We start from the raw sequence: 11,768 nt of genomic DNA on the forward strand, positions 1-11,768 counted from the left end.
AGCACTTCGCCGAATCCGTGACCCGGCGGCACCGCCACGCCGAGGAGCGGCTGGCGGGCATGCTGGCGCGCCGGATCCCGGACCTGACGGACCGGATCCGGGCGCTGGTCACCTGGGCCGGCGTGCCGGCACGCGAAGACGGCGGCACGTTCTGGTACGAGCTCGTGCCCCAGCGGCTCCTGCTCGCCGAGCCCACCGGGGCGATCTTCGACGCGTTGGCGGCGGCTCCGCTGTCGGCGGGCCAGCTCGACGGCGCGGCGGACCTGTTCACCTGCCTCGAGTGGACCCGGCCGTTGCGGGCCGGGATCCCGGAGCCGCTGCGGGCCCAGCTGATCGCCCACGTGACCGCGACCGGGACGGAGCCGATGCTGTTCCGGATGCGGCACGGCTACGGCGCCGCCCCCTGGGGAACCGGCGACGTCAGCCGACGGCCGGGAGGGGGTCGCCGCGGCGCATGGCGGCGAGGTGCTCCGGCGGGATGGCGCGGCGGGTGGTGCGCCGGTAGCGCCAGACCTGGGCGGCGCCGAGCGCCCATAACCCGTACTGGACGGCGAACGCCCACTTGAACGCCGGCAGCGACGGGTGGGCGGCGCCGGGCGGGGTCTGCACGTCCAGCAGCACGCCGATGGCGACGATGACCAGGATCGAGGCGACGAACCCGCCCACGTTGACGATGCCGGTCGCGCCGCCGATGCGGGCCGCCGGGTTGAACGAGCGGGCGTAGTCGAAGCCGATCATGGAGCCGGGGCCGTTCACCGCGAGCACCAGGACCAGGACGATGAGCACGGCGACGGGGGCGCGGCCCGGCCACAGCAGCACGACCGCCCAGGCGAGCGCCGAGCTCCCGACGATCGCCAGGACCAGGGTCGAGCGGTGGTAGGGCAGCCGGCCGCAGAAGTGCCCGACGACGGGGCCGAGCACGATGCCGCCGACGGTCAGCAGCGACAGCAGCAGCGCGGCAGTCGCCGGGGCGAGGCCCTCCCCCTGCGTCAGGAACGGATAGCCCCACAGCAGCGCGAACACGCTGCCGGAGAACGACGACACGAAGTGCGTCCACAGCCCGAGCCGCGTGCCCGGATGCTCCCACGACGCCTTCAGCGCCCGGTCCGACCCCGCTGGCTTCGTCGGCTCCTGTACCGGTGAGTCCCGCAGACTCACGGCCACGAGCGCGATCGCGGCGGCGCCGAGCGCGGCCGCGCCGAGGAACGTGGCGGTCCAGCCCGCGTCGCGCAGCAGCACGACCAGCGGCACCGCCGACGACAGCGCACCGAGCTGCCCGACCATGCCGGTGAGCTGCACCATCAGCGGGTTGCGGCGCGGCGGATACCACAGCGCGACGACCCGCAGGACGCTGATGAACGTCATCGCGTCGCCGACGCCGATCAGCACGCGGGCCGCGACCGCCGGCCCGATGTCGTGCGCGTAGGCGAACAGCAGCTGCCCGGCGACCATGAGCAGCCCGCCGCCGACGAGCATGCGCCGCGACCCGAACCGGTCCAGCAGCACCCCGACCGGGATCTGCATGCCCGCGTACACGGCCAGCTGCGCCACGGACAGCAGCGCCAGCAGCGACGTGCCGACCCCGAACCGGTCCGCTGCGGCGACCCCGGCGACCCCGAGCGACGAGCGGTGGAAGACCGCGATGATGTACGCGGTGAGCCCGATGACCCACATCAGATGACGACGCATAGCGGGACTGACGTTAGCCCTGTCGCCGCCTGAACAGGGGCAGGTGTGACGCCCCTCAAGTGTGGGCTTGCGGACACCCCATACGCTGTTCAGGTCCGCTTTGCCCAGCTGCTTGAGGACCCGCGCGATGAGCGACCTGATCGCCACACCCATCCGGTGGGAGCACTCGGGTGACGGCGAGTTCCCCTACCACGCCGAGATCGACGGGCGCAGCCTCACCGTGCGGGTCAACGACTTCCCGGCGGAGCCGCTGTACACCCTCATCGTCGACGGATCCGAGATGGTCGACCTCGACGACTGGCCCACCGTGTGGCGCCGCCCGCCGGCGCCGGCGCACCTGCTGGACCTGATCGCCCGGCCGATCACCACCGACCTGTTGTGGACGTGGGCGCGGCGGATCTGCGGCGTCACCACCGAGCACCCCGCCGAGGTCGCCGCGCTGCTCGGGCTGCCCGCGCCGACGCAGGACGACCTCGGCCGGCTGTTCGTGCAGCCGAGCCCGCCCGGCACCGCGCGTCTGGAGCTGTCCTTCGACCGGGCGGGGCTGTCCGCGGTCGTCATCCACTTCGTCGAGCCGACCCTGACCCGGGCGGAGCTCGACGCCTGCTTCGGCCCCAGCGGCGACGTGCCCCGCGTCCACTGGGACTCCGCGCACGTGACCGCCCACCGGATCACCGCGCCGGACGCGCCGCTGTCGTGCACGCTGCTGGCGTCCTACGGCTCCGAGCCGGCGCCGCCGACCAGGGCGTTCCAGCTCACGCTGCGCCGCGACCACGGCTGAGCGTCAGGTTTCGCGCCACGGGTACACGGGCTCGCCGAACGGCTCCAGGGAGCAGTCCCAGGCGTTCCAGCCCTGCTGCGTGATCCTGCCGTCGCCGTACTCGTATGCCCAGGTGGAGCCGTCCTCGCCGGTGCAGCTGACCGTGCCGGCGCGGACGAACGGCGCCAGCTCCACGTAGAACGCGGTCGCCTGCTCCGACCACTTCGCGTCGCCCTCCTCGTCCCGGGCGAACTCGATCCAGTCCCCGTCCCGCACGATCTGCGCCGCGCCCACCCAGGCGAGGTCGGCGATCGTGTTCGCGTCCGGACAGATCGCCTCGCTGAACCAGCCGTCCCGCACGGCCAGCGCGGCCCTGATCGCGGTGGCGGCGGCGACGTCGTCCGCGGCCGGCAGCTGCAGCCTGCCCGTGGGCCGCACGGAGTACCCCATCCGCTGGTTCTACCACTCACGGCCGGGCGCTCGCGACATCGGCCTCGGCGACCGCCGCATCGATGCGGGTGTTGGTGAGGGCGGACGCTGCGTACCCGCCGACGGCGAGGGTCAGCAGCGCCGCGACGAGGATCGGGGTCCGCAGGTCGCCGGCGTCCGCGAGCAGGCCACCGGCGAGCGCGCCCAGCGGCATGACGCCCCAGGCGACGACCCGGTAGACGCCGATCGTGCGGCCGAGCAGCGCGTCCGGGGTCAGGCGCTGCCGCAGCGACCCGTAGACGACGTTCCACACCAGGATCGCCCACCCGGTCAGCGCCCACGCGAACGCCGCCACGTACACGTTCCGGGTCGCGGCCGCGAGGAGCATCCCGAGCCCGGTGACGGTCGCCGCGAGGACCATCGCCCGCCCGCGGCCGGTGCGTCCCGCGACCCGGGCGGCGGTCTGGCTGCCGAGGAGCCCGCCGACGGAGGCGGTCAGCAGGAACGCGCCGAACGCGGCCTCGGGCACGTCGAGGGTCTCCCGGGTCCACAGCGCGACGAGGGCGGTGGCCATCGCGTTGGCGAACCCGAGCACGATCACCACGGAGAGCATCGCGCGGTGGACGGGGTGGCCGCGCACGAACCGCAGCGCCTCGCCGATCGCCCGCCCCATCGGCGCGGTCCCGTCGCCCTGGGCGGCGCGGTACGTGCCGGGCAGCGCGAGCATGAGCGCCGCGGCGATCGCGTAGCAGGCGACGTTGACGCCGAACGCCCCGCTCGCGGTGACCGCGAACACGGCGCTGGCGAGGGGCGGGGCGACGAAGTTCTGGACGAGTATTTCCGCGCCCTGCAGCCGGCCGTTGGCGGCCTCGAGGCGGTCCCGCTCGACGACGGCCGGCACCATCGACAGGACCGACGTGTCGTACACCGTCTCGCCCGCGCCGAGGACGACGACCACGCCGTACAGCAGCCACAACGACATCGTGTCGGTGGCGACGGCCACGAGCAGTGCCGCCAGGACCGCGGTGCGCACGATCCCGACGAGCAGCGCCAGCCGCCGCCGGTCATGCCGGTCGACGAGGACGCCCGCGGGCAGCCCGAGCAGCAGCCACGGCACGAACCCGAGGGCCGTCAGCGCGGAGAACGCCACCGGGTCGCTGGTCAGCCGCGCGGCGAGCAGCAGGATCGCGACCCGGTAGACGCCGTCGCCGAGGTTGCCCGCGGCGGCGGCCGCCCACAGCCGGTGGAACCTGCTCAGCTCTGCCACGCCGCCACCCTAGAGGCCCGCGACGTCCCGCGCCGCGTCGGCGACGGCCCGGAAGTCCTTCCTCAGGATGGCGCCGTGGTTGCTGGGGACCTTCGCGCTGATGCGGATGTTCGGGTTCCGCTCGGTCACCGCACCGAGGCCGGCGCGGATGCGCTCCTGCTCGTCGCCGCGGCTGCCGAGCGACGTGCCGGAGGCGACCACGTAGCGGGTCGGGACCGTGATGCGGTCCAGCACCGGGCCGAGCTCGCTCACGCGCGAGATCCTGCCGATCTCGATGTTGCTGTCGGCCTGCTGGTCCGCGGTCATCCGCGGGGCGAGACCGGTCGGGCGCAGCAGCGGCAGGAACCAGCCCATCCGCCGGAACATCTTGCGGATCCGCACCTCCATGGCCTCGTCCAGCCAGTCGTACGGCTGCGCGCCGTCGACCAGCACCGCGCCGATCGTCCGATCCGGGTTGCGGCTGGCCCAGTGCGCCCCGACGAACGCGCCGTAGGACCAGCCGACCAGCAGCGCCCGGTCCACACCCCTGGCCGCGAGGACCGCGTCGACGTCGCGGACGGCGGCCTCGAACGAGTAGTCCTGCGAGCGTCGCGACTTGCCCCGGGCCCGCTCGTCGTAGGTGATGTGCCGCCACTGCGGGCCGACGCCGAGCTCGGCGATGACCCGCCGCCAGTAGCCCTGGGTGGCGAACTGGCCGTTGAGGTACACCACCGGGATGCCGGGGCCGCCGGTGTCGGTGGCGGCGAGGGCGGTGTCTTCGACCGGGATCATGCCGGTCCAGGTCGCGCTATTCATGGTGCCGTTCATGGCGTCTCCCTCGGGTGTGTGCGGGGTTCAGGGGCTGCGGGCGTCTTTCGTCGTTTCGTCGTTTTCATCGTTCGTCGTTTTCATCGTTCGTCGTTTCGTCGTTCAGAGGCTGCGGGCGTCGATGTCGCCGTGGGCGGTGGTGGCGTGGATGGTCAGCTCGGGGGTGCCGGCGTTCTTGAGCGCGTTGTGCACCCGGCCGTGGCCCGTGCCGGCGTCCAGGGAGGCGTCGACGCCGGCGGCGGCGCGGACGGTCACGTCGCCCATCTGGGTGCGCAGGACGACCGCGCCGCGCACGGCCTCGGCGACGTTGATGTCGCCCTTCATGGTGCTGATCTCGGCCGGCCCGGTGAGCCGCCCGACCGTGACGTCGCCGTCGTGGGCGGACAGGCGCGCGCTCGCCGCCTCGTCGAGCTTCACCGCGCGGTACAGGCCTTCGGCGGCGACGTCGCCGAGCCGGCCGACGCCCCGGAACTCGGTGGCGGCGGCCTTCACCTCGACCCGCGAGCCGGCTGGGACCCGCACCGTCACCTCGACCGACCCGGCCGAGCTGCCGGCCGGTGCCTTGACCCGCAGGACACCGTCGCCGAACTCGACCTGGGTCTGCTCGGCCGACTGCACGTCGCGCCGCTTGCCCGCGTCGGCGGGAAGCACCTCGACGGTGGTGTCGGCCCGGTCGGCGGCGATGACCTGGATCCGGCCGGCGGGGACCTCCAGGACGGCGGTGACGGCGGCGGGGCTGTCGAACTGCTGCATGGCGTTTCTCCTCGGTTCGTTGTTCTTTCCAACACCAGAAACGCTACTTTGCGTTCGCACTCCGGGCAACATTGTCGTTGCGTCTGACTCATATTTGTGCAGTTCAAAGCGCTGAATTCGTTGCAATAGGTGTACGGCTAACGCAATGCGTTGCACCTGGTTCGTTGCATTGGACTGGCGGCGAACGCTACGCTGGACGTACCGGAGGAAGGGAGACGGCGGTGCCGGGAGGCAGACTCACGCAGCAGGAGCGGCAGCAGATCGCGGCCGGGCTCGCCGACAGCCTCGCGTATGCGGAGATCGCCCGGCGGCTCGACCGTCCCACTTCGACCATCACGCGTGAGGTGATGCGCAACGGGGGCCCCACCGCCTACCGTGCCGACCTCGCCCACCGGGCCACCGAACGCCGCGCCCACCGCCGCCGTCACGCGCCGCCCGCCGGACCGCGGGCCCTCGCCCAGGGCAACGGACGCGACGGCGCCGCGGTCCGCGAATACGAGGAGACCTTCACCACCCTGCTGATGCAGCAGGGTCTGCCGAAGATGGTGGCCCGGGTGCTGACCTGCCTCTTCATCGCTGACGCCGGCAGCCTCACCGCCGCGCAGCTCGTCCAGCACCTCCAGATCAGCCCGGCGTCGGTGTCCAAGGCCATCGCGTTCCTCGAGCAGCAGGGCCTCATCCGCCGCGAACGCGACGACCGCCGCCGCGAGCGCTACTTCGTCGACGACGACGTCTGGTACCAGTCGACGATCGCCAGCGCCCACGGCATCGGCCAGGTGGCCGCCACCGCCCGCCAGGGCGTCGCCGTCCTCGGCCCGGGCAGCCCCGCCGCCGTCCGCCTCGAGAACATCGCCCGCTTCAGCGACTTCATCAGCGAGAGCATCCTCCGCGCCGCCGAACAGGTCCGCGAGATCCTCCACACGAGGCCGGACCCGCACTGACGCCGCGCCGTTCGGGCCGTGGCGGCCGTCCGGAGTAGGGTCTCGGAGTGAACGTCGTGCACGGGGTCATCACCGGCGATGGCCGGCTCGCCTACTGGGCCGAGACCACCCCAGGCCCGGCCTCAGGCCTGCGCCGCCGCCCCAGGCGGGCGGTCCCCCACCCGTTCGCGGTCCTCCCCCCGCTCCCCGGCGACGTCGCCACCGCCGACCTGGCCCTGCCGACCACCGGCTCCCGCCCGCTGCCCTCCCCCACCCTCACCCCACCGACCGCCACCGACCGCGACCCGGACACCACCGCCACGATGCTGTGGACCGTCCCGATCGTGTACGCCCCACCCGGCACCGACCTCGAAGCCGCCCTCACCGCCGCCGACGCCCCCGACTCCACCGTCGTGGCGGCCCCGTCGATCGGCGCGCTGACGGACCTGGTCACGTTCGCCGCCGACCTGGTGCACCGGTGCCGCGTCCTCCCCGACCTCCTCGACCACCCCATCGAGGCCCGCTGGCGCCCCGTCCTGTGGGCCGACGACGCCATCACGTTCGAATCCCTGTGCGGCTCACTGCCGGGCGCCGCCTGCGCGGCCGCCGACTGGACCCCCGACGAGGCCGCCCGCGCCGCGCTCGACCACCAGGTCGACGCCCTAGTCCGCGCCGCCCTCACCAACCGCCCCATCGTCACCGACGCCGCGGTCCGCCAGGACAGCACCGTCCGCGCCTGGCTCGCCGCCCTCACCTCCCCCGACCCCACCCTCCGCGAACGCCCAACCCCGAACCCCGGCCCCGCCCCAAACAGCGCCGGCACCCGGAACGGCGACTCCACCCTCCGCGACCACCCAACTCCGAACACCGGTCCCGGCCCGAGCAGCGACGACACACCGAATGTCGACACCGCGCCAAGCACCAGCGGCGAACTGAACGCCTCCAACGCACCGAACAACGGTCGCGCACCGGAAGGCGGCGACGCACTGAGAGGCGACCGCACGCCAAGCAACGGCAACACGCCGAACAACAGCGCGCCGAGCAACGGCAACGCATCGAGCTACAGCAACACGGTGAGCGACAGCGGCGCACTGAACGCCGACAGCACGCCGGGCGAGGTGGGCCCGGACGGCGTCGGAGTGGCAGAGGCGAACGCCAGCAGCGGCGTGCCGACCAACAGCAGCACGGCAATCAGCAGCGCGCCGAGCAACATCGACGCACTGAACGCCTCCAACGCGCCGAGCAACGAGAGTGCACCGAACAGCGACACTGCGAGCGACAGCACCGCACCGACCAATCGCGAGTTGCCAAGCACCAGCGACCCATCAAACGCCGACAGCCGACCGGAAAGCGACGGCGCGCTGACCAGCGACCGCACGCCAAACAACGGCAGCGTCCCGATCTACAACAAACCGCTGACCAGCGGCGGTGCACTGAACGACGACCGCACGCCAGGCAACCTCCACACGCCAAGCACCAGCAGCGCGCCGAGCGACGGCCGCGCACCCGGCAGCGGCAACGTCCCGATCAGCAACGAGACTCCGACCAGCAGCGGGCTGAACGACGACCACACGCCAGGCAATCGCCGCATGCCAAGCAACAGCAGTGCGCTGAACGGCGGCAGCACACCGAGCTACAGCGACACGGCGAGCGACAGTGGTGCACTGAACGTCGACAGCACGCCAAGCAACACCAACTCACCAAACGGCGACCCCGCGTCAGGCAGCGCACCGAACAGCGGCGGCGCATTGAGCAACAGCGACACGCTGAGCAACAACGACGCGCTGAATGCCGCCGGCGTGCCGAGCACCAGCAGCGCACTGAGCAGCGGCAGCGCACTGGACGCCGACGGCACACCGAACGGCGGTCGGCCGAGCAACGACAGCACGGCAAGCGGCAGCGAGCCGAGCAACAGCGGTGGGCTGAGCAACGGCAGCACGGCAAGCGGCGTCCCAAGCAACGGCAGCGGCGGCGGGCCGAGCAACGGCGGCACGGCAAGCAGCAGTGGGCCGGGTGGGGTGGGTGGCTTGGTGGGGCGGGCCGTGCGCGAGAGCACGGACGTGCGGCGGGTGCGGGACGAGATCCGGCGGTGGGCGGAGAGTGGGCGGCCGGCGGCGGTGCGGTTGTGCTTCCGGCTGACGTTTGTCGAGGAGTTCGACGAGGACGAGGAGGACGACGCCGTCGGGGCGGCGGCCGGTGCGGCGGGGGTGCGGGTCGACGACGGGCGGGACGTGTCGGGGTGGCTGGTGGAGTTCATGCTGCAGCCGGTCGCGGAGCCCGGGCTGCTCGTGCCGGCCAAGGACGTCTGGCGCAGCGGGGCGTCGCCGCTCTTCCGGTGGGTCGACTACCCGCAGGACGTGCTGCTGGCGGACCTCGGCAGGGCGAGCCGGCTCTGGCCCGAGCTCGACGAGGCGCTGCACCACGCGCGCCCCGAGCAGCTGCGGCTGGACACGATCGGCGCCTACGGCTTCCTGCGGCACGCGGGGATCCTGCACGACGCGGGCTTCGGGGTGCTGCTGCCGGCGCAGTGGCAGCGGCGGCAGGATCTGGGGCTGACGCTGACGACGCACACGGCGCAGCCCGCGGCCCCGGTGCTGCGCGACACGACGGCGAACCGGGCCGCGATCGTGCGCTACCGGTGGGGGCTCGCGATCGGTGACGAGTTCCTCAGCGAGGCGGACCTGCGGGCGCTGGCCCGGGCGAAGGTGCCCCTGGTGCGGCTGCGCGGCCGCTGGGTGCACCTCGACCGGGAGAAGCTCCGCGCCGGCCTCGCCTTCCTCGCCCGGGGCGGGCAGGGGCACATGTCGGCCGGTGAGGCGATGCGGCTCGTCAGGCTCATCCCCGAGGGCGACCTGCCCCTGCCGGTCACCGGCGTCGACGGCACGGGATGGCTCGCGGACCTGCTGACGGGCCGGGCCGTGGAGCGTCTGGAGCTGCTGGATCCGCCCGCGTCCCTCGCCACGACGCTGCGGCCTTACCAGCGCAAGGGCCTGTCGTGGCTGGCCTTCCTCGACGGGCTCGGCGTCGGGGCGCTGCTCGCCGACGACATGGGCCTCGGCAAGACCGTGCAGGTCCTGGCGCTGGAGGCGCTGCTGCGCGAGCGTAGCCCCCGGCCGCCGACGCTGATCGTGTGCCCGCTGTCGGTGCTCGGCAACTGGCGGCGCGAGATCGGGCGCTTCACGCCCGGCCTGCGGGTCGCCGTCCACCACGGCACGGAACGGACGGCGGACGATCACGACGACGCCGACCTGGTCCTCACCACCTACCAGGTCGCGACCCGGGACGTGGACCGGCTGGCGGCGCGGGACTGGGACCGGATCGTGCTCGACGAGGCGCAGCACGTGAAGAACAGCACCAGCGCCGCGGCGCGGGCGGTGCGGCGGATCCCGGCGCGGCACCGGGTCGCGCTGACCGGCACCCCGGTGGAGAACCGGCTGACGGAGCTGTGGTCGATCGCGGACTTCCTCAACCCCGGCATCCTCGGACCGGCAAGCATCTTCCGGGCCCGTTATTCGGTGCCGGTCGAGCGCTACGCCGACGCCGACGCGGCCGCCCGCCTGCGCCGGGTCACGCGGCCCTTCCTGCTGCGCCGGGTGAAGACCGACCGGGCGGTCATCGCGGACCTGCCGGACAAGCTCGAACGCCGCCAGTGGTGCAACCTGACCCTGGAACAGGCGACGCTCTACAAGGCGGTCGTCAACGAGCTCTTCGTGAAGCTGCGCGAGGGGCGGTCCGGTGAGCGGCGCAAGGGCCTGGTGCTGTCGGCGATGACGAAGCTCAAGCAGGTGTGCAACCACCCGGCGCACCTGATGGGCGACGGCACGCCGCTGGCGGGACGGTCGGGGAAGCTGGCCCGTCTCGAGGAGATCCTCGCCACGGCCCTCGACGCCGGGGACCGGGCGCTGGTCTTCACACAGTTCGCCAAGTTCGGCCACCTGCTGGCGCCCTATCTGGCGGGGCGGCTCGGGACCGGGGTCGAGTTCCTGCACGGGGGCACCGCGAAGGGCGCCCGGGACGCGATGGTGGAACGGTTCCAGACCGGGACGGGGCCTGGGGTGCTGCTGCTGTCGCTGAAGGCGGGCGGGACCGGGCTCAACCTGACCGCCGCCAACCACGTCGTGCACGTCGACAGGTGGTGGAACCCGGCGACCGAGCAGCAGGCCACGGACCGCGCCTTCCGCATCGGGCAGCGCCGCGACGTGCAGGTGCACACCTTCGTCTGCGTCGGCACCGTCGAGGAGCGGGTCGACACCATCATGGCGGAGAAGCGGACCCTCGCCGGGGTCGCCGTCGGCAGCGGCGAGGGCTGGCTCACGGGCCTGTCCACCGACGACCTCCTGGACCTGATGACCCTGCGCCCGGAGGCGACGGATGAGTGAGACGAGCTGGTCCCACCAGTTCATCGCCATGCTCGAATCCTTGCGCATGGGTACGACATTTTCCGTCGGCCGCCGCTACGCCCGCGCCGGCAACGTCCGGTCGCTCACCATCTCCAGCAGCATCGTGACGGCGCTGATCCTCGACGAGGACGGTGAGACGTACCGGTCCCGCATCGCCGCGAAGGCGTTCTCCGCCGCCGACTGGGCCCGCATCGAACGGGCGCTGTCGAAGGAGGCTCGGTACGCGGCGAAGCTGCTCGCCGGTCAGCTGCCGGACGACCTGGACCAGCTGCTGCAGAGCTACGGGCTGTCGCTGTTCCCGCAGAGCCTCGCCGAGCTGGTCATGGACTGCGACTGCCCCGGCTGGCAGAAGCCGTGCCGGCACCTGACCGCCGCCTGCTACGTGCTGGCGGAGGAGTTCGACAACGACCCGTTCACCATCCTTGCCTGGCGCGGCAAGGGCCGCGACGAGCTTCTGGAGGAGCTGCGCAGCCACCGCGTGTCCGAGACCAGGCACGTGGCGCCCACGGACCCGGAGCCCCGGACGGCCAAGAGCTTCTGGACCGCCGGCCCCAGGGTCACCACAAGGAACGAACCCCTGCCCGGCGCGATAGCGAAACCCGACGCGCTCCTCGACCAGCTCGACCAGCTGAAGCTCACCGTCGGCCGGTTCGAGGTGACCGACCTGCTCCGTGACGTCTACCGCACACTCGGTTGCGGGGAAAACGACGGAGGCGGTACCGTCGAACCCAATCGCGGCTGAG

The 11,768-nt window shown here is 72.7% G+C and carries 9 protein-coding genes; 4 read left to right on the forward strand and 5 right to left on the reverse strand.

Going from position 1 to position 11,768, the window contains the following annotated elements; genetic code table 11:
• Window positions 1–420: 420 nt before the first annotated feature.
• Complete coding sequence (locus AB0J72_RS07770; RefSeq protein WP_363395797.1) at window positions 421–1,689, reverse strand: MFS transporter; 1,269 nt, start codon at window positions 1,687–1,689, stop codon at window positions 421–423.
• Between the two features lie 127 nt (window positions 1,690–1,816).
• Here AB0J72_RS07770 and AB0J72_RS07775 point away from each other — a divergent pair, with 127 nt between their 5' ends.
• Window positions 1,817–2,470, forward strand: a complete 654-nt coding sequence (locus tag AB0J72_RS07775) for a hypothetical protein (RefSeq protein ID WP_363395800.1) — start codon at window positions 1,817–1,819, stop codon at window positions 2,468–2,470.
• A 3-nt stretch (window positions 2,471–2,473) separates the two neighbouring features.
• Here the strand turns inward: AB0J72_RS07775 and AB0J72_RS07780 are convergent, their stop codons facing one another.
• The 4 genes from AB0J72_RS07780 to AB0J72_RS07795 all read right to left on the reverse strand — a co-directional run bounded on the left by AB0J72_RS07780 (window position 2,474) and on the right by AB0J72_RS07795 (window position 5,705).
• Window positions 2,474–2,899 (reverse strand): hypothetical protein, encoded by a 426-nt coding sequence (locus tag AB0J72_RS07780; RefSeq protein ID WP_363395803.1) that lies wholly within the window; start codon window positions 2,897–2,899, stop codon window positions 2,474–2,476.
• A 16-nt stretch (window positions 2,900–2,915) separates the two neighbouring features.
• The gene (locus AB0J72_RS07785) at window positions 2,916–4,145 is read right to left on the reverse strand and encodes an MFS transporter (protein ID WP_363395806.1); all 1,230 of its coding nucleotides are present in this window, start codon (window positions 4,143–4,145) and stop codon (window positions 2,916–2,918) included.
• 9 nt (window positions 4,146–4,154) lie between these two features.
• Complete coding sequence (locus AB0J72_RS07790) at window positions 4,155–4,952, reverse strand: alpha/beta hydrolase (protein ID WP_363395809.1); 798 nt, start codon at window positions 4,950–4,952, stop codon at window positions 4,155–4,157.
• 102 nt (window positions 4,953–5,054) lie between these two features.
• The gene (locus AB0J72_RS07795; protein WP_363395812.1) at window positions 5,055–5,705 is read right to left on the reverse strand and encodes a DUF4097 family beta strand repeat-containing protein; all 651 of its coding nucleotides are present in this window, start codon (window positions 5,703–5,705) and stop codon (window positions 5,055–5,057) included.
• 221 nt (window positions 5,706–5,926) lie between these two features.
• Here AB0J72_RS07795 and AB0J72_RS07800 point away from each other — a divergent pair, with 221 nt between their 5' ends.
• Genes AB0J72_RS07800 through AB0J72_RS07810 form a run of 3 tightly spaced genes read left to right on the forward strand, consistent with a single transcriptional unit; the run spans window position 5,927 to window position 11,767 of the window.
• Window positions 5,927–6,646 (forward strand): helix-turn-helix domain-containing protein, encoded by a 720-nt coding sequence (locus AB0J72_RS07800; RefSeq protein ID WP_363395815.1) that lies wholly within the window; start codon window positions 5,927–5,929, stop codon window positions 6,644–6,646.
• A 47-nt stretch (window positions 6,647–6,693) separates the two neighbouring features.
• Window positions 6,694–11,004, forward strand: a complete 4,311-nt coding sequence (locus AB0J72_RS07805) for an SNF2-related protein (RefSeq protein WP_363395818.1) — start codon at window positions 6,694–6,696, stop codon at window positions 11,002–11,004.
• A gap of 46 nt (window positions 11,005–11,050) precedes the next feature.
• The gene (locus tag AB0J72_RS07810) at window positions 11,051–11,767 is read left to right on the forward strand and encodes a hypothetical protein (RefSeq protein ID WP_363395821.1); all 717 of its coding nucleotides are present in this window, start codon (window positions 11,051–11,053) and stop codon (window positions 11,765–11,767) included.
• Window position 11,768 lies beyond the last annotated feature (1 nt).

It is taken from the genome of Dactylosporangium sp. NPDC049742, from assembly GCF_040674675.1.
GTDB classification, from domain to species: Bacteria; Actinomycetota; Actinomycetes; order Mycobacteriales; family Micromonosporaceae; genus Dactylosporangium; species Dactylosporangium maewongense.

What these genes read in the sequence shown, in the direction of transcription:
- AB0J72_RS07780 (WP_363395803.1), bottom strand. Translation starts at nt 2,899, where the DNA reads ATGGGGTACTCCGTGCGGCCCACGGGCAGGCTGCAGCTGCCGGCCGCG.
- AB0J72_RS07770 (WP_363395797.1), bottom strand. Translation starts at nt 1,689, where the DNA reads ATGCGTCGTCATCTGATGTGGGTCATCGGGCTCACCGCGTACATCATC.
- AB0J72_RS07795 (WP_363395812.1), bottom strand. Translation starts at nt 5,705, where the DNA reads ATGCAGCAGTTCGACAGCCCCGCCGCCGTCACCGCCGTCCTGGAGGTC.
- AB0J72_RS07810 (WP_363395821.1), top strand. Translation starts at nt 11,051, where the DNA reads ATGGGTACGACATTTTCCGTCGGCCGCCGCTACGCCCGCGCCGGCAAC.
- AB0J72_RS07790 (WP_363395809.1), bottom strand. Translation starts at nt 4,952, where the DNA reads ATGAACGGCACCATGAATAGCGCGACCTGGACCGGCATGATCCCGGTC.
- AB0J72_RS07775 (WP_363395800.1), top strand. Translation starts at nt 1,817, where the DNA reads ATGAGCGACCTGATCGCCACACCCATCCGGTGGGAGCACTCGGGTGAC.